Consider the following 21,999-nt stretch of genomic DNA (forward strand, 5'->3'; position numbering starts at 1 on the left):
AATAAGAAGAAGCCTTTTTTATGCAAACTCTCAATAAATTTTTATTTATTTCCGCAGCAGCGCTTGTTCCGCTGACCGCTTTCATTGTTAATGAAAATCACAACCAACATTGTGGACTGGTATTTGACTCGACACACAAAAGTTTGCTGGATAGTTTAACGCCTGAGACGATCACCCGCCTCAACAATGAGCGAAGTATTAGCCCGTCAGATATATGCGAAATACCTGCTGATAAACTGGAAAGATCGTTAGCAAGACTCTCATTTCCAAAACCCGATCATCCAGGCGAAGCGAGCGCTTTTCGACAATTGCAACTGATGAGCGCTAATCAAGAATTAAATGTTAAAAACTGGCACAAAGCACGAGAGCAAGTTAAGCAAATGCAAAAAATTGCGCGTCGTGATGCTGGGATTAATTCGGCGATTTGGGAATCAATTGGTCCTGGAAATATCGGGGGAAGGGTTCGTTCGATCGCTTTTGATCCCGATGATAGTACAAGAATTTACGCGGGTTCAGTTTCCGGTGGTGTTTGGTTGACTGAAAATGCCGGACAATCCTGGGCGCCGGTTGATGATTTTATGGCGAACCTTGCTATCTCTACATTGATATTTGATCCAACCAACAGCAATACCATGTATGCAGGAACCGGTGAAGGTACCTTTAATATCGATAACGTCCGTGGACTTGGGATTTTTAAGTCAACAGATAAAGGTCAAAGCTGGTCTGTTTTAGAAAGCACGAAAGATACTCGCGATTTCTATTGGGTCAACCGATTAACGTCATTGAGTGATTCAAGTCGTTTGGTTGCCGCGACTCACACTGGTATCTGGATTTCGGAAGATGGCGGTGTTAGCTGGAGTGAGGCACGCTCGGGCAGAACTTATGATGTCGACGTAGACCCAAATGACGACACCAAACTGGTAGCAGGTGGTCGTGGTGCTGCTTACTATTCCGAAGACGGTGGTCAAAACTGGAGTAGTGCGACAGGGCTTGGCAGCATTGGCAATGATCGGATTGAAATCGCCTACGCTCCGTCAAATTCAGATATTGTTTATGCGTCCATTGATAACAACTCAGGCGAAATCTGGAAAAGCACCGACGGCGGCAAATCTTTTTCGATGGTTAATACCGGTAACTCCTACCTTGGCAGCCAGGGGTGGTACGACAATGCCTTATGGGTTGACCCGACAAATGCTGATCATGTGATTGTTGGTGGCCTTGATTTATGGCGTAGTATCGACGGTGGAACGACACTCACCAAGATTAGTACCTGGTGGAAAGCACCTGCTTCAGCACACGCTGATCACCACTTTGTGATTGCACATCCTGACTATGACGGTGTTAATAATAAGCAGGTTTACTTTGGCAATGATGGTGGGGTTTACACCGCTGAGGATATTGAAGTTGCTTCAGATAATGTCGGTTGGCAAGAACTCAATAACAGTCTTTCAATCACTCAATTTTACGGTATGGGTGTTGCACCTGACGGCACCGTGATTGGTGGAACGCAAGACAACGGTACTTTGATCTATAAAGGCGATAGCGAAGGTTGGACGACAACTTATGGTGGAGACGGTGGATTTTCTACCGCTGATCCAACAGATTCTAATTATCTTTACGGCGAATATGTTTACTTGCAAATTCATCGCAGTACTAACGGCGGAAACTGGTCGAGTAATATTTATATTGATGCGATGAAATCTGGCGCAAACTTTATCGCGCCTTTCATTCTTGATCCTAATAATGAAAACCGATTGTTAGGTGGGGCGGCTGAGCTTTGGGTGAGCGACAATGTGAAAGATGCAACGCCTTCCTGGAGTAGCCTTAAACCGGCAATCAGCGGTAGCACATCGATTAGTGCTATCGCCGTGGCGCCAGGTAACAGCGACATAATTTATGTGGGGCACAATAACGGCTCGCTCTATAAAACAGTTAATGGAACTTCCGCCACGCCGAGCTGGAATCAAATTGCGACTGCACAAATGCCACAGCGTTATCTTATGCGTATCGCGATTGATCCCGTGAATATTGATACCATTTATGTTTCCTATGGCGGATATGAAGATGATAATTTATGGAAGTCTACCGATGGTGGTGCGACTTTCAATGCGTCGGTTGGTAGTGGTTCCACTTCAATTCCAACAGCGCCGATCAGAACCATATTGGTTCATCCTGCGGAAACTAATTTGCTTTATGTCGGTACTGAAGTTGGCATATTTACCAGTGAAGACGGTGGCGCTTCCTGGAATATGGAAAATGATGGGCCGGCGAATGTTTCTGTTGATGAATTAATCTGGTATGGCGACGACACTATCTACGCCGCTACTCACGGGCGCGGAATCTTTAGAGTGACTGTCAATGACAACACGCCAGACGCGATCAGTTTCGACACTGTTAATGATGCTGCATTGTCAACAGAACTCACAACCAGTGAAAAAACGGTCAATGGTATTGCTGATCAGGTAGAAATTTCTGTCACTGATGGTGAATATTCTATTGGCTGTAATGGTAGTTTCACTTCATCGGCTGGAACTGTTAATAATGGTGATACGATTTGTTTACGGCACACAACATCAAGTGAGCACTGGACGGTTACTTCGACGGCGGTCAAAGTCGGCAGTTCAACTTTCACTTTTGAATCTCGCACTATCGCAGATACAACACCTGACGCATTTAGCTTTGAAGCAGCAGTGGATGTTGATTTAGGTTCCACTCAGACATCAAATAATATTACTGTCGAAGGTATTACCAACCAGGTTGATGTTTCCATTGTTGATGGTGAATATTCTATCGGGTGTGCTGCTAATGGCTTTACCTCAAACAATGGCGTTATTCAATTAGGTGAAACGATTTGTGTTCGACACACGGCGTCTGATCAACATTGGGTTGGCACGACTAGCCAGTTAACCCTTGGCGATGTGAGTGCAGATTTTACCAGCACTACCTTGCCTGACACCACGCCGGAAGACTTTAGCTTAAATACCATTGATGACGTTGAGATTGCTTCAAGCCAAACTTCTGAGACAATCACTATTACCGGTATTCAAACACCAGTTCCAATCTCCGTGAGCAACGGAGAGTACTCTCTCGGCTGCAACTCTAACAGTTTTACCAGTACCGCTGGCGAGATTTCGCCTGATGAGTCTGTTTGTGTAAGGCATACTGCTGCCGCTGATTATGTCACGCAGACTACAACCACGCTTAACGTTAATGGCGTGACGGCAGATTTTGTGTCGACGACGATGCCCGATAGAACCCCTGATGATTTCAATTTTACCAATGTTACCGATGTTGAACTTTCTGCTGTACAAACTTCTGATACGATTACAGTGACTGGAATCGCAGTTGATGTGACGGTTAGTGTAACTGGTGGAGAATATTCAATTGGATGTAGCGGTACATTCACCTCGACTGCAGCGACGTTATCTGATGGACAATCGATTTGTGTCAGACACACCAGCTCGTCAGCCAATAGCACCGCTACGCAGACGACCTTGACGGTCGGTACTTACTCAACCACATTTAGTTCAACGACTAAAGCCGCACCACCTGCAGAAAGCAGTTCTGGCGGTGGTGGAAGTTTTGGATTTATTGTTATTATTTTGTCTGGGTGTCTTATTAGTTTAAGACGTAAAAATGGTGTAAAGACTTACCAGCAGGTTTTTCCACAGAAATAAATATCGATATCCATCATTGTGATTATCTCTACTTATAGGGCAGTTAATCTGCCCTGTTGGTTGAGAAAAACTAACGGGTATAAATATTCGGTTGGTGTAGTTCCATAAAAACTTCAGGTTTGGCAAGTTGTTTGAAACCATATTTCGCGTAAAGCTTATGGGCGTCCATGGTCATCAACGTTATGCGTCTTAAACCCTGCAACAGCGGGTGTTCAATCACTGCGCTCATGAGTTGTTTCGCAATGCCGCGTCGTTGATATTGTTCAATAACAAAAACATCTACCAGGTTACCAAATGTTGCATAATCACTGATGACTCGGCAAAAGCCGACTTGCTGTGAATTAACGTATGCACCAATGCAAAGAGAATTTTCGATTGATTTGATAATCAGGTCTTTTGGAATTCCTTTTGCCCAATAACTCTGGTTTGATAAATAATCATGAATAATATCAATTTGTAAGAGTGATTTGTCATCGCTGATGTTAACAGCCGCTTTTTGCTCGAACATTTTCTATTACCTGCTTCTTACCTGGTTAATAAAATCCAATCTCTGCTTTACGCAAAATTGGAAACACGCTTAAGTCTTGACTTCAAATATTATCGAAACCTTTTTTAAAGTGCACTACTCAGTTATGATAATTATTCGACAGTATCTGTCATGGGTACGAAGTACTAATCAATCGAGATGAGAATTCACTTTGCTCGCTTCTATTAAGAAAAAAACGCCGGTTCAGCGATTAATCCTATTTTTTGCATCGCTGACTTTTGCTTTCAGTATTTTAAGTTTATTGGCGGGGCATCATCGAATTTTCGAATTAATGTCCCATTTTAAACTTCAATATTTGATCGGCTCGATAATTTTTTTATCGGTATTTATGTTAGGAAAAAAGTGGGTGTTGAGCCTCTTTACCACAGGGATTTTGGCGTTAAACAGCTACTTTGTTTTACCCTGGTATTATTCCAGTGAGAATTCGCTGAAAATGGAAGCTAGCCAAAAGATAAAACTCATTCATCTGAACTTGCTCAGTTCTAATCAAAATTACCAAGGTGTTATAGATTTTGTCGAAGCGGAAAAACCCGATATTTTTATGGCGCAAGAGGTTAATACTCCATGGCAGGAGGCGCTAGCGGAATTAACAGAAGCTTATCCCTATAATTACGTTGTGCCACGCCCTGATAACTTCGGAATTGCTATCCTCAGTAAAAAGCCCCTCGATACAATTATTGAAAAAGATTGGGGAAATACGCGTGTGCCAAGTCTCTGGGTGACCTTCAAGTTGGCAGGAAAAACCGTCAACCTAGTGAGCACACACCCATTGCCGCCGATAAGTGCTCGCTATTATCAACTTAGAAACAAACAATTGAACGCGATGATGGAAGAACTGAAAACAGTTGATACGCCGGTTATATTAGGCGGAGATTTCAACATGACCATGTGGTCGAGTGACTACAGCATGTTTTCAAACAGCCAACTTAAAAATACCCGCCAAGGCTTCGGCATTCTACCGACATGGCCAGCTAAATTTTCTTCACTTGGTATTCCGATTGACCACTTTTTGATTTCCAGACACTTTGTTGTTGAAAGCATGTTGAACGGGCCTGATGTGGGATCTGATCATTTACCCATCGTTGTTTCACTAAAATTCTCACAATAGTGGCCAACCCGCTATGGTACTAAGTAAAAAATTGTGCGAGGATGAGGTCGGCAGTTTTGCTCGTCTCCTAAGTAGATTTCAAAGTTTTAGTTAATAAAAGTCTTGCGAACGATGAGTCATTGTCTTTAAAAATTCATCTAATCAATATTGATAAACCAATAAAAAGTAGCGTTTCACTATGAAAAAAATACTTCTGATCTTAGTTATTTTATTTGTTAGTAACAGTTATGCAAAAAACAACCAGGCAAAGTTTTTTGAAGTGGTTAAGTCGCTTTGTGGACAAACTTTTAACGGAAAGACGGTCTATCCTGAAGATCCCGATCATAGTTTTGCGGGCAAAAAGCTTGTGATGCATATCAAGGATTGTTCCGAAAAAGAAATTCGAATTCCATTTAAAGTGGGTGAAGATACTTCGAGAACCTGGATTTTAACTAAAACGGAAAAAGGGCTTTTATTTAAACACGATCATCGCCATGACGATGGAACGCCCCATGAATTGACCATGTATGGCGGACATTCAGATGATCGAGGAACTGAGTTGTCACAAAGCTTTCCGGCAGACAAAGAGACGCATAAACTAGTTCCCGCCGGAAAAACTAATGTCTGGACTATTAGTTTTGATGAAAATAAAAAGCACTTCATCTATTATTTAGAAAGGCATGCAAAACCGCGTTATAAAGCGATATTTGATTTAACCCGTTTAGATTGATTTTTTGATTAACACGAAGCGATCATGATCAACTATCCAATTCGACTGGCCGTTAGAGCTGACGAAAACGCTATTACTCAACTGATTGAACGGTCAGTCAGAAAATTGTCGATAAAAGACTACACTCAAGCGCAAATAGAAGGTGCGCTTAAATCTGCCTGGGGGCTTGATTCCCAGCTAATTGATGACCAGTCCTATTTTGTGGTAGAGCAACATAAACAAATAGTTGGTGCCGGTGGTTGGAGTTATCGGAAAACATTATTTGGAAACAATGATGAAGCAGCGCGAGATTCATCATTACTCAATCCGGAAGTTGACGCAGCTAAAATAAGAGCATTTTTTGTAGCGCCGGAGTACGCGCGAAGAGGGATTGGATCATTAATCATGCATCACTGCGAACAAGCTGCGCGTAAGAAAGGATTTACGCGGCTGGAATTAATGTCAACCTTGCCAGGTAAGCCACTTTACCAGCGTCACGGTTTTATCGCGCAGAGTGCCGTTGAATACCCGCTGGGAAATAGGCTGACCATTCAATTTATTCCGATGACTAAAACGCTCTAATCGATATCCACTATTTAGGCTTGCCGCAAGTTATTCACAACATTTAACTGATAAAAAATTTAGGATACGGATGAATCAATCCATAAAAAATAAGATCATTCAGGTTTGTAACAAGAAAATTGAGAGTAAAGGTGAACAGGTCGGTCTTTCGTTTTACGCTTTTTTCTCCAATAAAAATGATAATCCTGAGCTACTAATGGAAGTGGCGCAGTGGTGGATTATGACTCATCGGCTGGATCACTTTGAGAAAGCAGTAAAAATCAAACAACTGATAGAAGCTATGGATTAGTTTTTGCGTCTGGCTCGAATGATAACTGATTGACTGCCGTGTTAATGATCGATTGGAGTTGTTTGGCTGATTTTCCATTTCTGGATTGCGCTGCAGTTCCGTGAAGGAGCGTGAGAAAGTAAACCGCTAGATCATTAGCATCGTATTGTGAAGAAAGATTATCAAGCTGAATTTCTTGTTGAAAAAATTGAGTCAGATAAGTTTCGCTAAAACCACTTGCTGTTGAAATCGCTTCCAGCGCTTTTTCTGGAATTGTCTCACCGGCGGCCTCAGTCACGCTCATCGAAATAAAACAGCCACAAGGTTTTGAAGAGTCACACTGATTTGCCACAATCGCTGTTAAATAGTCAATGACTCTCTGTTTAAGTGGAACACCATCGGTATGAAGTAAGCGATTGGCTGGTTTTGCGTATTTTTCCAGGTAGTGGTCGGTCGCGCTGATAAACAGTGACTCTTTATTTCCAAATGCGGCGTACATGCTAGGCTTATTGATGCCCATTCCAGTTGTTAAGTCTGTCAGAGAAGCACCAACGTAACCTTTTTTCCAGAAAACATACATGGCATTTTCTAATGCCAGCTCTTTGTCAAATTCTCTCTGCCTGCCGCCCTTCATGACATGCACCTGATTTCTTAAGTGACTTGACAGTATTATACCGATCGGTATAATAGAATCAAATGTACCGATCGGTACATATTTAAGTTCTATTAGAAGCATGCTCGAGTTTGTCGTGAACAACAGTAGCTCGATCAAAAGCAGTCTGATTCAAAGAAAATAGAAGAAGTCCAATTAACTTAAGTCATCATCTAGATTGAGGTAGATAAAATGAAAGTGGATATTCAAGGTAAAGTCGCGTTGGTTACCGGTGCAAACAGAGGAATCGGCAAAGCGATAGTTGAGTCTTTTATTGCACATGGCGCCAGGAAAATTTACGCGGCGGTTAGAAATATCGATTCTGCAGCGGGCTTAGTTGAGGCTCATGGTGATAAAATTGTACCAGTTTACGTTGATTTAACGAAAGCTGAATCTATTAACGAGTTGGCGGTAATTGCGTCAGATGTACAAGTTGTGGTGAATAATGCTGGTGTATTAAAACAGACACCACTGTTGGGTAGCGAAATTGAAGATGCATTAACTTTAGAGCTTAGCGTCAATACTTTCGGTTTGATCCGCGTTGCAAAAGCTTTTGCACCGGTGCTCGAGAAAAATGGTCATAGCGCGTTAGTGCAGTTGAATTCCGTTGCATCAATTAAAAACTTTGTTGATCTGACAAGTTATTCCGCATCGAAAGCGGCGGCTTATTCGGTGACGCAAGGATTGAAAGAGACTTTTAAGCCAAGAGGAATTGCGGTATTGAGTGTTCATCCAGGGCCAATTGCAACAGATATGTCCGATCAAGCTGGGTTTGGTGAGGTAGCAGAGCCCACATCATTGGTTTCTGAGGGAATTGTCAATGCGCTAAAAGCAGGCAGCTTCCATTTATTTCCTGATTCTGTTGCTAAGGAATTCGAATCTGCTTATCAAAGTTATGCGGAAAACGTGATTGAGGCAGAAGCTGTGTAATAAAAAATGCGGTTAACCAAAAGCAATTATTGGCTAACCGCATTTTAAAGACTGAGCATTAGTATTTAGAAAATAGCTGATACCCTGATTCTAAGTTTAGTTCGAAATTATTATAGTTTGGCTGATTTATTTTTCTATATTTCGTCGATCAATATTTTGCGGGCTGATATATTCTTGATCTTCCACTGCGGCAGATTGAAACCGATGAGTTGCCGGGTCTTCGCATTTTTTACCAGTTTTTGTCCAGAGTGTATTTGCAAATCCAACACTCCAGCCAAGTGCTGCGTTTTCAATCCATTCGTACCAATGTCCTGCGCCTTGCTCTAATAATTTAGAGTTTGCCGCGTTTTCTTGAGTGGTTAATTGCCAGGTCATCCCATCATGTCCTACTTCATTCCAGAAATCTCCGTGCATGCTAATTTGATCGCCTTCCTGTGTGGCACGCCCGTTCCAGTTAAAATAAGAATTGGAATACCACTCATAACTGTCATGAGTGCCTACGGTGCCAACATAACGAAAGCAAATGGTTTGCCTGGCCATATATCGATGAGTTGGGCTTCTATCGTTGTATGCTCTGACTTCCCATTCATGCCAGGTTGCGCCAACCGGAGCGCCGGTAGTTAATCCAGGTGTGTGCGGGGGGACTGCAAGTACACTAAATGAAATTAAACTAACGCCGAATAAAGCTGTGAGAAATAACACTTTTGAAAAATGAGTTTTCATACCAATTAGTCCTTTATAAAATTGATTTTGGTAATCTGTTACCGCAACGAAAACCAACAGATTGAGTTTTACTGCTACTGTTTTGCGTCCACTTTTGGTAGAAAATACAGCCGAAACTTTTCGATAAAAAGTCGACACATTATTCAATATTATGGGTTGGTTTAAATCAATCCTAGAAATGAGATGCTCCGTTTTTTATCTCAAAATTTAGTTCTATCCCATGGCTTCATTTCTGTCGCTTAGACGTATGAAAGACTATTTTTGTCAATGGAGTGGGGGGGTAATATTACTCTGAGTACAATATGTCCATATTTTTGGGAGCGTTAATTAGAATCATCTTGGTTGCAAATTTTCAAAGGGCTAGTGCTGAGGAAACTATGGTATGATCCAGCCAGTTTTAATGACTATCTCAGAGTTTGATTAAATGAAAATATCTCTGCCTGCTTTTGATAATGCGAATGTTCTGGTTGTTGGCGATCTGATGCTGGATCGCTACTGGCACGGGGGAAGCTCACGTATTTCTCCAGAAGCGCCTGTTCAGGTTGTGAATGTCGGTCAAATTGAAGAACGGCCTGGCGGAGCAGGAAACGTCGCACTTAATATTGCCAGTTTAGGCAGCGCGGTTACGCTAGTTGGAATTACTGGAAATGACGAAGCCGCTGATAGTTTGCAGACACGGTTAACTGCTGCCAATGTAACTTGTGATTTTGAGCGAGTTAATGATGTACCGACCATTACCAAGCTGCGTGTTATCAGTCGCCAGCAACAATTGATCCGCCTTGATTTTGAAGAGAGTTTGCAAGGAAAAGGTAACAGCGGTCTGAGTGAGAAAATGACAAAGCATGTTAACGGTTGCGGTGCCATCATTTTGTCAGACTATGCCAAAGGTACGCTAGATAACGTGCAGGCGTTGATTAAAATTGCTAATGATAATCAGATACCAGTGTTGGTTGATCCAAAAGGCACTGACTTTGTCCGCTACCGGGGGGCAACTCTTGTCACGCCTAACTTGCATGAGTTTGAGGCGATAGTCGGCGAGTGCAGCGACGAGCAAACTCTGGTTGAAAAAGGCCTTCAGTTACTCGAGCAATACGATTGGAAAGCTTTGTTAGTCACCCGTGGTGAACATGGCATGACTTTACTCAGAAAAGAGCAGCCGGAACTTCATTTACCTGCACTCAGCCGTGAAGTATTTGATGTGACCGGTGCCGGTGACACTGTGATTGCGACACTGGCCAGCGCCTTGGCTGCGGGTAGTCCACTAGAGGAAGCGGTCGCACTGTCCAATATAGCCGCCGGTATTGTGGTGGTTAAGCTGGGAACGGCAACCGTCAGCGCGCACGAATTACGACGCAAACTACGCACCGCAGGCGATTCTGGTACTGGCGTGATGACTGCTCAACAATTACAAATTGCAGTTGAGGAAGCCCAGGCCCACGGGGAAAAGATTGTGATGACCAATGGCTGTTTTGATATTTTACATGCGGGTCATGTGGCTTACTTAAAGCAAGCCAAAGCGCTTGGTCATCGTCTCATTGTTGCTGTGAATGATGACGACTCAGTACGACGATTAAAGGGAGATGGTCGCCCAGTTAACCCTTGCGAACGACGCATGTCAGTGCTGGCAGCATTGGGATCGGTTGATTGGGTGGTATCTTTTGATGAGGATACACCGCGAAACCTGATTACTGAAATAATGCCCGATGTGTTGGTTAAAGGCGGGGATTATAAAGTTGAGCAAATTGCAGGGGCGAAAGAAGTTCTTGAAAACGGTGGCCAAGTTGAAATTTTACAATTTGTTGATGGTGTTTCCACCACCGGAATAATCGAGTCGATTAATCAGAAAAATAACGAGTAATCAAATCGCTAATTAAGATAGCCAGTTCATATGAATCAATCGATCAGCTACCGTTGGGTTTTTATAGTCGGGGCAGCATTTGCCATGTTGTCAGTTGTTTTCGGCGCTTTTTCTGCACACGCATTGAAATCGGTACTGGATGAAGGTGGGTTAAAATTGATTGATACCGCGGCAAGGTATCAAATGTACCACGCTCTTGCGTTATTATTTTGCGGTGTCTTGCTTCAACTAAGGCTGTGTGCTGAATCGTGGATAAAAGTAGCTGCCTACTTATTTACCGCCGGGATTTTTTTATTTAGCGGTGCACTCTACCTGATAGCCCTGAGTAATATTAAGTGGTTTGGCGCGATAGCACCAATCGGCGGTACTGCATTTATTTCAGGATGGCTTGTTGTTATTATTGCAATCGCAAAATCAAAATGACGGCTAGATAGTCTTTTTTGTTATGACTAAATAATTGCGGGGTGCTATCTGATTTTGGTAAAACTTGTACTATTCTTAGAGATATTCAATTTAGGATAAAGTGAATTTTAATGTTATCAATGGATACGCGTTAAGATTGACCGGGTTTTCAGGAGTATTAGAAAATGCAGGTTTCCCAATTTCACTTTCGCGATCAACAGTGGTTTCCGCAACTCCCAAAAAGCGACTATGCAGGGCTTCTACTCACCTTTGGCGATCGAGCGCTTATCCAGAATTCTGAATTTTCACAGCAGCTTCGCAGTGCATTTCCAATCGCTGAAATCATCGGCTGTACCACCAGTGGAGAAATACTGGCGACTGAAGTTTACGACGACACTTTTGTCGTAACAGCGATTACGTTTGACAAGACACAAGTCGAGGTTTTAGACGGCAATGTTGCTGATTTTCAAAGAAGTTTTGATGCCGGATTGGCTTTGGCCGATGCCTTACTGAAAGAAAATCTCAAGTATGTCCTGTTGTTATCTGACGGTCAGCTGGTTAATGGAACTGAGCTGGTCGATGGCGTGATACAAGCACTTCCAAAGAATGTTTTAGTGACCGGCGGGATGGCTGGCGACAGTGATAGATTTCAGGAAACGGTGGTTTGGCACAATGAATCCGTTGAGTCCGGAAAAATAGTGCTTTGTGGATTTTACGGCGACTCGATCCGCGTAGGGCATGGAACGTTAGGTGGTTGGGATACCTTTGGTCCCCAAAGAACGATAACAAAATCTCGTGGCAATATTTTATACGAGTTGGATGGTCAGCCTGCATTGGATTTGTATAAGAGTTACCTTGGAGAGTTTTCTCAGCAACTTCCTTCGTCTGCGCTCAGGTTTCCACTCAGTTTACAATTACCGGGAGAATCGGAAAGCGTTGTCAGAACCATTCTGAATATTGATGAAAAAGAAAAGTGTATGATTTTTGCTGGCGATATGCCCGAGGGAGCGTCCGCAAAATTAATGAAAGCGAATTTTGAAACATTGATCGATGGTGCAAATGGTGCTGCAAAAGATGCCGTTGCGTCCTTAAAAAGCGACTCGGCAAAAATAGCGTTACTCATTTCCTGTGTGGGACGAAGGCTCGTATTAAGTCAGCGTGTTTATGAAGAACTGGAAGCGGTGGCAGATGTGGTTGGCGAAGATTGTCCTTTTTGTGGGTTTTATTCTTATGGTGAAATTTCTCCTTTAGTTGAACACGCACAGTGCCGACTCCATAACCAGACCATGACAATTACAACCATTAGTGAAGTACTAGATGCATAAGCTGCTTAAAAGGCAAATTAAGAGAAAATACCCGGTTGCAGAATTGCCGCAGGAACTTCAAGAATTAACGCAAGCAATTAGTGATGCTTATAGTGATTTTGATAATGAGCGCACTTTGCTCGAAAGGTCACTAGAGTTAGTCTCCGATGAACTCAATCAACGCAATGCGGAATTGCGGAATCGATTGTTAGAACTTGAAGACACATTTCATCAACTCGGCAGCTCAATGGCAGTGCTTGACAGTATTTTTGATGCGACCGGCGAGGCGATATTTGCATTCGATAACAATGGGCGTTTAATTCGGTTTAACCGGGCGGCACAATCCTTGTTAAGTTTACCCAAAGTCGGCGAAGTGTATGGAAATAGTAAGATTAAATTATTGTTGTATAAATTACTGAAAGAGCCTGCTAATTTTTTTTTCGAACTCAGAAAACTGAATGCGAATCCTACCACTAATTTATTTGGTGTCGTTGCGCTAAAAGATCAACAACTATTTGAGTATCACTCTTCGCCGCAATTATCTAACGACCAATTAGTTGGCCGAGTCTGGTGCTTTCGCAATGTAACGCAACTAAAAGAAAATGAGGCGACCATACAGTTCCAGGCATTTCATGATGCGTTAACGCAATTACCTAATCGGGTGTTGATGCTGGACAGAATTAATCATGCGATAGCGTTAAGTCGGAGAACCAATGACCTGGTCGCGATTTTGTTTCTCGATCTCGATCACTTCAAAAAGGTCAATGATACTGCAGGGCACCAGTTAGGTGACGAACTGTTGATAGAAGTCTCAAGGAGAATAAAAAGTTGTTTAAGGGAATATGATACTTTAGCTCGATTTGGCGGTGACGAGTTTGTCGTTTTGCTGGAAAATATCAAGTCGCATCAGTTTGCCTCGCAAACTTGTCAGAGAATTATTCACCAGTTGAAAAAGCCCTTCGACCTTGAAGGACAGGTATTCCATATCTCCACCAGCATTGGTGTCAGCATTTATCCACGAGACGACGATGAGCCGGAAGAACTAATACGTAAGGCTGATCTGGCGATGTATCACGCGAAAGAGAATGGGCGTAGTCATTTTGAGTTTTTTGATAAGCCGCTAGAGAGAATGGCTCACTTTCAATTGGAGCTTGAGAATAAGTTGCGAGCTGCGATAAAAAAACATGAGCTTTCCGTGTATTACCAACCACAGGTTGATATTCGCGAATTTAAGGTTAGACGAGTTGAAGCTTTGCTTCGCTGGTTTCCTGAGGATGGTAAACCTGTACCGCCCTCAGATTTTATTCCTGTGGCAGAGAGAGCCCATCTCATAGGGAAAATTGGTTACTGGGTGTTGGAGCAAGCGTGTCTTCAGGTCAAAGAGTGGCAAAGCGTCGGGATTGAAAATATCAGAGTCGCGGTTAATCTGTCGGCGCAACAATTCGTTGGCAAAAAGTTGGTTGAGGATGTGAAGGAACTGATAAAAAAATATGGAATTGAAGGTCGGCTGCTGGAGTTTGAAATTACCGAATCTATTTTGCTGGAAGACCTGGAAAACGTCAAAGAGGTGCTACTAGAATTGCGAAAAATGGATATTACCGTTGCCATTGATGATTTTGGAACCGGGTATTCATCTTTAAAATATTTGCAAAAGCTTCCTATTGATAGCCTCAAAATCGATCGTTCTTTTATCCGCGAACTTGCAGAAAACCCGAACAACAAATCAATAGTCAATACGATTATTTCTTTAGGTCATAATTTGAATTTGAGTGTTGTAGCCGAAGGTGTTGAAGATAAAAAAATGGTGGCTTTTTTGTGTGAAAGACAATGCGATTTTATTCAGGGATACTATTTTTACAAACCGATGCCGGTCGAGGAAGTCACTAAGATTCTAGCCCAAGAAAGTTAGTTTTGATAATGTCTGAATCCTATCTCGCCAACCAGCTCAGTATTCGTTTTAATGTGCGTCTAAACCTTTGGGATAACTCTCGGCTTTGCTTGAGATGACGAGTGTTTAGGGTGACCTCTTCGTGATATCATCAATGCTGATAATGTGTTTAGTTTAATTCTCGCCGATTTACAGACTATCGCGATTTATTGAGCTTGTTCTCTATTTTTTAATTAATACGATCAATTATGTCTCAAGCTAAAAATCAATTAATCAACATTCTTGGCTGGTGTTTACTAATCTGCGGACTGGTACTTTATGTTGTCCCTCTATTCTATGAAATAACAGGATATTATTCGGGGCTAATTGCGTTCGGGTTGATTTTTATTGGTATCAGCTTGTTAAAATATCGAAAGGACCAGATAGGAAAATAGCGCAGCGATCAGGCGATAAACCCTACAATAAAACTTCCTCAACTGTGAATATAAATATTGCTATCGACAGACTTGCTGGGATAGAGTTTGATTAGTCAAACTGGTTTAACTGGCTGTGTTTCTTTTGTTCTGATTTGAAACACAGGCTAATGAGTTTTCCATAATCATTACTGAATACCGAGAGTGACATTCTAATCATGAGCGTGAAACTGACCGAATATAGCCACGGTGCAGGCTGTGGTTGCAAAATTGCACCAGCCGTTTTAAAGCAAATCCTGACGTCTGAAACAGAAATTTTTCAGCATCCGCAGTTGCTGGTAGGAAATGAAACCAGCGACGATGCGGCAGTATTTGATCTTGGTAATGGCACATCTGTTATCAGCACAACTGATTTTTTCATGCCGATTGTTGATGACCCGCATACCTTTGGACGCATTGCAGCAACTAATGCGATTAGCGATATTTATGCCATGGGTGGAAAGCCGATTATGGCAATAGCGATATTAGGATGGCCGGTGGATAAACTAACGCCGGATATCGCGCAAAAAGTGGTTGATGGCGGACGTTTTGCCTGTAAAGAGGCGGGGATCAGTTTGGCAGGGGGTCACAGTATTGATAGCCCGGAACCTATTTTTGGTTTAGCAGTTACCGGTGTTGTTGATACGGCTAAAATTTTGCGAAATTCAACTGCTGCTGTTGGGAGCGAGTTGTTTTTAACTAAACCGCTTGGCGTTGGGATTGTTTCCACGGCGCAGAAAAAGAAATGTCTACAACCTGCTGATGTGGGTCTGGCTGAGCGTTACATGTGTGAACTTAATAAAGCGGGAGAGTCATTTTCTCAAATTGACGGGGTTCAGGCGATGACCGATGTAACTGGTTTTGGTCTGTTTGGTCATTTACTCGAAATTTGTAAAGGAAGTGGCGTATCCGCTGAAGTCAATTTTAGAAAGGTTCCAGTGATTGCCGAGGCCGAAAAATATCGACTAGAAGGCGCTATTCCCGGCGGTACTTTTCGAAATTTTGAAAGCTACCGGGCTGATATTGCTAAGTTGACAGACCGTCAAATGCACTATGGTTGTGATCCTCAGACCAGCGGTGGACTGTTAGTCGCAGTTGCTGCAGAAGCGGTTGGTGAATTTATTGAGCACGCCAAAACTAACGGGTTGGAGTTGTCCAGTTTCGGCAAATTGATTGAACCTGCTGAAAAACTGATTTTGGTTAGCGATTAGAAACGAGGAATAAGGAACCGGGATGCGAGCCGATACTGCTGATTATCGAGAAATATTTCTTTCCGGCGCGCCTTTGATTGATTTGAGAGCGCCGTGTGAATTTTTGCAGGGCTCTTTTAGGGGAGCGGTTAATTTACCGCTGATGAGTGATGAAGAAAGAAGCCAGGTGGGAACCTGCTATAAACAAAATGGTCAGCAAGCTGCGATTGAGCTGGGTCATCAATTAGTTAGTGGGGAAGTTCGGCAAACCCGAATTGAAGCTTGGCGAAAATTTGCAGAACAAAATTCGAGAAATGGATACATGTTCTGTTTTCGAGGCGGTTTAAGATCTCAAACCGTGCAGGCCTGGCTGGCGCAAGCGCAGGTGGATTTGCCCCTGATTAAAGGTGGATATAAAGCGATGCGTCGATTTTTAATCGATGAAACGGTCAGATTTTCTCAGCAGATGTCTTTTTATTTATTGTCGGGATTAACTGGATCAGCTAAAACCACTTTAATTGAAACCTTGACTAATTCAGTTAATCTCGAGGCGTTAGCGAATCATCGTGGTTCAAGTTTCGGAAAACAGCTCACACCTCAGCCAACTCAGATTGATTTTGAAAATGAACTGGCGATTCAACTGTTAAAACTTGAACAAGGCGCATTGTCACCGGTTATTTTAGAAGATGAGTCAAGACTTATTGGATCGCGCTCAATTCCCATCGAGCTACATCAGGCAATGGGTAAAGCGCCCATTGTTATCTTGCAGGAGTCACTAGACAAGCGCGTTGACAATATTCTCAATGAGTATGTCATTGATATGTATCACGGTTTTTGCGAGCTGCCGGAAGTTGACCCGGTGGAGGCTTTCAAAGGCTATTTGCTAGGCGCTATCGACAAAATTCGCAAACGGCTGGGTGGGGAACTCTATGGGCAATTGCAAACGACAATTTTGAAGGCGATCGATTATCAACAATCTCGGCAGCGTTTTGATATTCATTGTGATTGGATCCGGCCTCTATTAGATAACTACTATGATCCTATGTATCGTTATCAGTTGAGTAAAAAGCGAGAGAGAATTGTATTTCAGGGAAAAGGCGATCAGGTAAAGGAATTTATCGAATCCCTCTAATGTGCTTTTGTCGAGTCCCAAATAGTCGGTTATATCGATTTTTATCCTAATTAGAGATTTTTGATTGTGCTTTTTATCTCTGTAGGAGAATTTTGATTGAGTTTTATCCCATTTTCCAAAACTCAGGTTTATTTCTTGTGCGACATCTCCTACATACTTTGTGAGTAATATCTGCCTTCTTCCGCGGTAATTGTCACTTCGTTATCGGAGATATTTACTGAAGGTATTTAGTTCATTTTCTAAGGTAATGATTTTGTTAAATTTTATTTCAGGGCGAAATATAGTGAGACAAAAAGGGTAAAAAAAGTTGGTAAATACCGGCTTGTCAAAAGTTCTAATGAGCGTAATCTATCAATCAAGCGTTACGGATGACGTCGGAATAGAAGGATTAACGGGACAGGATCCTCGTATCAAGGAGTAGATTATCAAGGACGTAGCAGGGAGCAATTCTTTCATTGGATGAGAGAAAAAGCATATGAGGGCGACTTCGGTCGCCCTCTTCTGTTTTGCAGCCAAATCCAACTTTCCACCAAGTTGTCTTGTATCAAATAAGTATTAATTTACCGCCTTTCCTCTTCGTAAAACCATCGATTTATTTTTAAGTTTTGGGTTAAAATAACGCCAATTTAACAATCTCGGTGTGACAATGAGCGAAAGAATAGAACAATTAATTCAGAATAATAAAAATTGGGCGAAACAGTTTGAGCAGGCAAACCCTGGTATCTTCGATAAACTAGCAAAGCAGCAAAACCCGGATTATCTGTGGATTGGTTGCTCAGATAGTCGAGTTCCGGCAAATACCATTGTTGGTTTACAACCGGGAGAGGTTTTTGTCCATCGAAACATCGCTAACCAGGTTAACCATTCGGATCTGAATATTTTGTCTGTCCTGGAGTATGCAGTTAATGTGCTTAAGGTGACTGATATTATCCTTTGTGGCCATTATGGTTGTGGCGGAGTGAAAGCTGCACTAGAACATTCTGAGCATGGGCTCGTTGACAATTGGCTACGCTCTATCAAAGATATTTATCGAATTAACCACAAGCAGTTTGATCAAGTGAACAACGAAAGTGAGCAGGTTGACTTGTTGTGTGAGCTTAATGCTATCGAACAGGTTCGTAATATTTGTCGTACGCCTGTGGTCCAAAGAGCCTGGTTGAGTGGTCAGAAACTTTCAGTACATGGCGTTATTTACGGCATTGAAAATGGCGTATTGAAGGACTTGGATGTGACTACGAGTTCTATTGAGGAAACTGAGACCATCTATCAGCTCTGGGAACAGAAATAACCCTCTTTTACATCAGCGACGTTAATTCACCAAGAGATTGAAGTGGGAGCGACGAAGTTCGACTCCTGTTAAAGCTTGATAGGATAATGTCGCTGACATTTCAGTCAAATCAATCAGAATCCCATGATAAATTCCTGATATGCTTTAATATTCGTCGATATTCATCTTTTCAGTTATTCAGGAATCTCCAAGAATATTTAGCTGAATCAAACAGTTAGCTAGGAGAAATCGAAGATGCATTTTGGTGATAAATTAAGGCAATTAAGAAAGTCGAAAGAGTGGACTCAGCCCCAATCAGCTGAGGCAATAGGGATTGAACAATCATATCTTTCAAAATTAGAGAATGGAAAATCAACACCGTCAGCTGATATTTTCCAGCTTATCTTAAAAGCCTATGAAATCGATACTTTAGAATTACTTGATGGTATTGACCCTGCGGTGGTTCATCGCCAATTGCGTCAAATCCCTGAAGTGGCCAATTTTTTATCAGTCAGGCAAGCAACGAACCTGAAGCAAAGAAAACGCTGGCTGATGTTGTCAGCATTATCGACGATAGTTGGCATCGTTCTCGCTGTTTCCAGCCATTTTGGCCTGATATTTCCCAATGTCCAATACACGTATATTTCGAAAGGCGTGGTGTTATCCGGGGAGTCTAAAGAGATATTTCATAACTATCACGCAGGTTTTGGTAAAAATGTGGACAGACAAGAAACCGAGATGAAAATGAGGAAGCGGTTCAACGAAAAATATTTATTACTCTCCAGCTACCGTGGAGAAATTTTTAATGTTCCGGAGGAAGGCGGATCTCGGACCTATCGTTTACGTGCTCGTAAGGAAGAGTCTGCAGTGCAAAACCGCTACTTGATGGTGACGGGGCTATTTTTCTTGCTATCAGGTATCTTCGGGTTTGTGTTAGAAAGAAAAATTACTCAAGCTTGATTTGAAAATGATTTGATTGTGATCGATTAACGAAATATCACAGCAAAATTCAGTGATGGCTCTTCGGTTATTGCTGGATCAATATTATTTTGATTGTTAAGAATCCCCTACAGGATCTATCTCAACGCGCCACCGCACCCGGCTGGCGCTTTTCAATTTTTCAATATCGCCAAGAGTCAGTTCTAATAACTGGTGTAATTGATTTCTACTGCTGGTTTGCAAGAAAAGCTGGTATCGAAATTTACCGGCTTTTTTGACGTAAACTGCCGGCGCTGGACCAAGCAACTCGACTTTTAGATTGCTATACCTGTCCAAAATTTGTTTAACGTCGGCTAAAAAGTACTTAACGTGCGCCATTTGCGGCGATTCGGCCTGAAACATCGCTAAAAAAGTGTGTGGTGGTAATTCTGCTTCAACACGCTCATTGAGCGCAGAATTTGCGAATTCTCCGTAGCCTGAATGAATAATCTGATGCAACATTGAATGTTCAGCGTGGTGAGTTTGAATAAGGACTTCACCAGGCTTGTCCGCTCGCCCAGCTCTGCCAGAGACCTGGGTGATTAATTGGGCAGCATATTCAGGTGCTCTAAAATCAGCGCTGTATAAAGCACCATCCATATCAATCAGAGCTACCAGTGTTACGTCAGGAAAATGATGACCTTTCGCCAGCATCTGGGTGCCAACCAGAATATCAATTTCTCCTGCTTTTACTGAACTGACGAAATCTTGCATTGCCGATTTTCGTCTGGTGGTATCTCTATCAATGCGTGCGGTTTTAGCATCTGGAAATAAATGTTTGATACTTTCAGTTAAGCGTTCAGTACCGAGCCCGACAGGAACCATTTGGTCACATTGGCATTGCGGACATTGGTGAGGCGCTTTGCGGCTTGAACCACAGTGGTGGCATTGCAAATAATCGTTTTGATGATGATAGGTGTAATGGGTATCGCATCTTTGGCAGCTGCTACTCCAACCACACTGATGACATAGCAAAACCGGGGCATAACCACGGCGGTTGAGAAAAAGTAAAACCTGCCCTTTTTGTTGAAGATGCTGTTTAATCGACTTTATCAGATCAGCGGATAATCCCTGGTTCATCGGTTGATTTTTCAGGTCGATAACACGGTATTTTAGTGACGCTGTGTTTTGCGCTTTTTGTGTGAGTTCAATTTGCTTGATTTTACCTTTGGAAACATTACTCAAACTTTCCAGAGACGGTGATGCGCTACCAAGCAAAACCGGGATCTTTTCCAGATTAGCGCGGACCATGGCGACATCTCGCGCAGAATAGCGAAATCCTTGCTGCTGACGAAACGAGAGATCGTGTTCTTCGTCAATAATAATGATGCCTGGGTTTTTCAGCGGCGCAAATAATGCTGATCGTGTACCGATAATAATTTTTGCTTCACCATTTTTGGCTTTTAACCAGCTTTGTAAGCGTTGTTGTTCGCTCATTCCTGAGTGGAGAGTGACGACGCTGACATTAAAGCGTTGTTCAAACCGGCGCAAGGTTTGTGGCGTCAGACCGATTTCCGGAACAAGCACCAGCGCCTGACGCTGTTGTTCAATGACTTGTTGGATCAGTCGCAGGTAAACTTCCGTTTTGCCTGAGGCTGTCACGCCAAACAGTAAAAAAGCGGTATATCGATCTAAGTGTTGTGAAACCGTTTCAATCGCCGACAGCTGTTCATCATTTAACTGAATGTCGGACGGCAAATTAACTTGAGATGCTATGTTTTTGTCATTGTCAGTTATGTAGTCCCGTGAAACCCATTTTTTTCCGGCGAGGTTTTTCAGGCTGCTGTAGGGAATATCAAAATCTTTAATTTTGTCGTGGGCAATGCCTGTCGGGTTTTTAATCAACTGCTCAAGAATCAGTTTTTGTTTCACTGCCGATTTCGCTAATTTACCGGACTCGAGTGATTCACGACCAATATCGGTAATAGTCCAACGGCTACTTCGAGACAACTTTGCCGGTTTCCCCTTGAGTAATGCGGTTGGTAGCAACGTCTGCCAGATTTCGCCAAAAGGTGCGTGGTAGTACTGGCCCATCCATCGGTACAACGATATCAATGATTCGGTGATCAAAGGAGAGTCATCCAGAATTTGCGTAATCGGCTTCAGTTTTTCCAGCTGAGTATCGAGGTCGGAATGATCAAGGGATTCAACTTCATCGATAATGCCGATTTTAGTCGTGCGGCCAAAAGGGATTTGAACCCGCATTCCCGGTTGTGGTGTGATCGGATAATTTTCTGGAAGCAGGTAATCAAATACACGACGCAGTGGCACCGGTACTGCAACTTTAACAATGCAGTAGTTTTCGGAAGAAAGTGGTAATTGCGGCGCTTCAATACCTGCCACTATTTAGCCT

Annotated in this window: 18 protein-coding genes; 14 read left to right on the plus strand and 4 right to left on the minus strand. The window is 42.5% G+C overall.

The features are described from left to right. The first annotated feature begins 20 nt into the window (after positions 1–20). Complete coding sequence (locus tag FLL46_RS04280) at positions 21–3,677, plus strand: hypothetical protein (protein WP_142892212.1); 3,657 nt, start codon at positions 21–23, stop codon at positions 3,675–3,677. Between the two features lie 70 nt (positions 3,678–3,747). On the opposite strand, the gene FLL46_RS04285 is transcribed toward FLL46_RS04280, so the two are convergent. Further along, positions 3,748–4,185, minus strand: a complete 438-nt coding sequence (locus tag FLL46_RS04285) for a GNAT family N-acetyltransferase (protein WP_142892214.1) — start codon at positions 4,183–4,185, stop codon at positions 3,748–3,750. Positions 4,186–4,375: 190 nt separating this feature from the next. Here FLL46_RS04285 and FLL46_RS04290 point away from each other — a divergent pair, with 190 nt between their 5' ends. The 4 genes from FLL46_RS04290 (at position 4,376) to FLL46_RS04305 (ending at position 6,891) form a co-directional block, all read left to right on the plus strand. Continuing rightward, the gene (locus FLL46_RS04290) at positions 4,376–5,332 is read left to right on the plus strand and encodes an endonuclease/exonuclease/phosphatase family protein (protein WP_142892215.1); all 957 of its coding nucleotides are present in this window, start codon (positions 4,376–4,378) and stop codon (positions 5,330–5,332) included. 178 nt (positions 5,333–5,510) lie between these two features. Beyond that, positions 5,511–6,041 (plus strand): hypothetical protein, encoded by a 531-nt coding sequence (locus FLL46_RS04295; protein WP_142892216.1) that lies wholly within the window; start codon positions 5,511–5,513, stop codon positions 6,039–6,041. Positions 6,042–6,065: 24 nt separating this feature from the next. Then, entirely contained in the window at positions 6,066–6,602 is a 537-nt protein-coding gene (locus tag FLL46_RS04300; protein ID WP_142892218.1) for a GNAT family N-acetyltransferase, read from the plus strand. Positions 6,603–6,672: 70 nt separating this feature from the next. Further along, a complete protein-coding gene (locus FLL46_RS04305) occupies positions 6,673–6,891 on the plus strand; it encodes a DUF6500 family protein (protein WP_142892219.1) in 219 nt (72 codons plus the stop codon). Here FLL46_RS04305 and FLL46_RS04310 read toward each other — a convergent pair. Beyond that, a complete protein-coding gene (locus tag FLL46_RS04310; RefSeq protein ID WP_246119273.1) occupies positions 6,881–7,504 on the minus strand; it encodes a TetR/AcrR family transcriptional regulator in 624 nt (207 codons plus the stop codon). The genes FLL46_RS04305 and FLL46_RS04310 overlap by 11 nt on opposite strands. Before the next feature lie 210 nt (positions 7,505–7,714). Between FLL46_RS04310 and FLL46_RS04315 the strand changes: the two genes are divergently transcribed. Continuing rightward, a complete protein-coding gene (locus tag FLL46_RS04315; protein ID WP_142892222.1) occupies positions 7,715–8,452 on the plus strand; it encodes an SDR family oxidoreductase in 738 nt (245 codons plus the stop codon). 126 nt (positions 8,453–8,578) lie between these two features. Here FLL46_RS04315 and FLL46_RS04320 read toward each other — a convergent pair whose 3' ends face one another. Beyond that, the gene (locus tag FLL46_RS04320; RefSeq protein WP_142892224.1) at positions 8,579–9,175 is read right to left on the minus strand and encodes a hypothetical protein; all 597 of its coding nucleotides are present in this window, start codon (positions 9,173–9,175) and stop codon (positions 8,579–8,581) included. A 424-nt stretch (positions 9,176–9,599) separates the two neighbouring features. On the opposite strand from FLL46_RS04320, the gene hldE reads away from it, so the two are divergent. The 8 genes from hldE to FLL46_RS04360 all read left to right on the plus strand — a co-directional run bounded on the left by hldE (position 9,600) and on the right by FLL46_RS04360 (position 19,628). Continuing rightward, positions 9,600–11,033, plus strand: a complete 1,434-nt coding sequence (gene hldE, locus FLL46_RS04325) for a bifunctional D-glycero-beta-D-manno-heptose-7-phosphate kinase/D-glycero-beta-D-manno-heptose 1-phosphate adenylyltransferase HldE (protein WP_142892225.1) — start codon at positions 9,600–9,602, stop codon at positions 11,031–11,033. Positions 11,034–11,063: 30 nt separating this feature from the next. Further along, entirely contained in the window at positions 11,064–11,456 is a 393-nt protein-coding gene (locus tag FLL46_RS04330; RefSeq protein ID WP_142892227.1) for a DUF423 domain-containing protein, read from the plus strand. Between the two features lie 164 nt (positions 11,457–11,620). Then, positions 11,621–12,760 carry an FIST signal transduction protein gene (locus FLL46_RS04335; protein WP_142892229.1) on the plus strand — a complete coding sequence of 380 codons (1,140 nt, stop codon included), beginning with the start codon at positions 11,621–11,623 and terminating at the stop codon, positions 12,758–12,760. After that, positions 12,753–14,648 carry a putative bifunctional diguanylate cyclase/phosphodiesterase gene (locus FLL46_RS04340; RefSeq protein WP_142892230.1) on the plus strand — a complete coding sequence of 632 codons (1,896 nt, stop codon included), beginning with the start codon at positions 12,753–12,755 and terminating at the stop codon, positions 14,646–14,648. Before FLL46_RS04335 ends, FLL46_RS04340 begins: the two co-directional genes overlap by 8 nt. A gap of 610 nt (positions 14,649–15,258) precedes the next feature. Next, the gene (gene selD / locus FLL46_RS04345) at positions 15,259–16,290 is read left to right on the plus strand and encodes a selenide, water dikinase SelD (protein ID WP_142892232.1); all 1,032 of its coding nucleotides are present in this window, start codon (positions 15,259–15,261) and stop codon (positions 16,288–16,290) included. A 22-nt stretch (positions 16,291–16,312) separates the two neighbouring features. Then, positions 16,313–17,401, plus strand: coding sequence for a tRNA 2-selenouridine(34) synthase MnmH (gene mnmH, locus FLL46_RS04350; RefSeq protein ID WP_142892234.1), 1,089 nt, complete (start codon positions 16,313–16,315; stop codon positions 17,399–17,401). A gap of 646 nt (positions 17,402–18,047) precedes the next feature. Continuing rightward, a complete protein-coding gene (gene can / locus FLL46_RS04355) occupies positions 18,048–18,689 on the plus strand; it encodes a carbonate dehydratase (RefSeq protein WP_142892235.1) in 642 nt (213 codons plus the stop codon). A 234-nt stretch (positions 18,690–18,923) separates the two neighbouring features. Further along, complete coding sequence (locus tag FLL46_RS04360; protein ID WP_142892236.1) at positions 18,924–19,628, plus strand: helix-turn-helix domain-containing protein; 705 nt, start codon at positions 18,924–18,926, stop codon at positions 19,626–19,628. A gap of 96 nt (positions 19,629–19,724) precedes the next feature. Here the strand turns inward: FLL46_RS04360 and priA are convergent, their stop codons facing one another. Then, positions 19,725–21,989, minus strand: coding sequence for a primosomal protein N' (gene priA, locus FLL46_RS04365; RefSeq protein WP_168204045.1), 2,265 nt, complete (start codon positions 21,987–21,989; stop codon positions 19,725–19,727). Positions 21,990–21,999 lie beyond the last annotated feature (10 nt).

Source organism: Aliikangiella coralliicola, assembly GCF_007004725.1.
Lineage (GTDB): Bacteria > Pseudomonadota > Gammaproteobacteria > Enterobacterales > Kangiellaceae > Aliikangiella > Aliikangiella coralliicola.

Bases quoted from the DNA above. Each gene is read 5' to 3' on its own strand.
- FLL46_RS04280 (WP_142892212.1), top strand. From the start codon at position 21: ATGCAAACTCTCAATAAATTTTTATTTATTTCCGCAGCAGCGCTTGTT.
- FLL46_RS04285 (WP_142892214.1), bottom strand. From the start codon at position 4,185: ATGTTCGAGCAAAAAGCGGCTGTTAACATCAGCGATGACAAATCACTC.
- FLL46_RS04295 (WP_142892216.1), top strand. From the start codon at position 5,511: ATGAAAAAAATACTTCTGATCTTAGTTATTTTATTTGTTAGTAACAGT.
- FLL46_RS04300 (WP_142892218.1), top strand. From the start codon at position 6,066: ATGATCAACTATCCAATTCGACTGGCCGTTAGAGCTGACGAAAACGCT.
- FLL46_RS04305 (WP_142892219.1), top strand. From the start codon at position 6,673: ATGAATCAATCCATAAAAAATAAGATCATTCAGGTTTGTAACAAGAAA.
- FLL46_RS04310 (WP_246119273.1), bottom strand. From the start codon at position 7,504: ATGAAGGGCGGCAGGCAGAGAGAATTTGACAAAGAGCTGGCATTAGAA.
- FLL46_RS04315 (WP_142892222.1), top strand. From the start codon at position 7,715: ATGAAAGTGGATATTCAAGGTAAAGTCGCGTTGGTTACCGGTGCAAAC.
- FLL46_RS04320 (WP_142892224.1), bottom strand. From the start codon at position 9,175: ATGAAAACTCATTTTTCAAAAGTGTTATTTCTCACAGCTTTATTCGGC.
- hldE (WP_142892225.1), top strand. From the start codon at position 9,600: ATGAAAATATCTCTGCCTGCTTTTGATAATGCGAATGTTCTGGTTGTT.
- FLL46_RS04330 (WP_142892227.1), top strand. From the start codon at position 11,064: ATGAATCAATCGATCAGCTACCGTTGGGTTTTTATAGTCGGGGCAGCA.
- FLL46_RS04335 (WP_142892229.1), top strand. From the start codon at position 11,621: ATGCAGGTTTCCCAATTTCACTTTCGCGATCAACAGTGGTTTCCGCAA.
- FLL46_RS04340 (WP_142892230.1), top strand. From the start codon at position 12,753: ATGCATAAGCTGCTTAAAAGGCAAATTAAGAGAAAATACCCGGTTGCA.
- selD (WP_142892232.1), top strand. From the start codon at position 15,259: ATGAGCGTGAAACTGACCGAATATAGCCACGGTGCAGGCTGTGGTTGC.
- mnmH (WP_142892234.1), top strand. From the start codon at position 16,313: ATGCGAGCCGATACTGCTGATTATCGAGAAATATTTCTTTCCGGCGCG.
- can (WP_142892235.1), top strand. From the start codon at position 18,048: ATGAGCGAAAGAATAGAACAATTAATTCAGAATAATAAAAATTGGGCG.
- FLL46_RS04360 (WP_142892236.1), top strand. From the start codon at position 18,924: ATGCATTTTGGTGATAAATTAAGGCAATTAAGAAAGTCGAAAGAGTGG.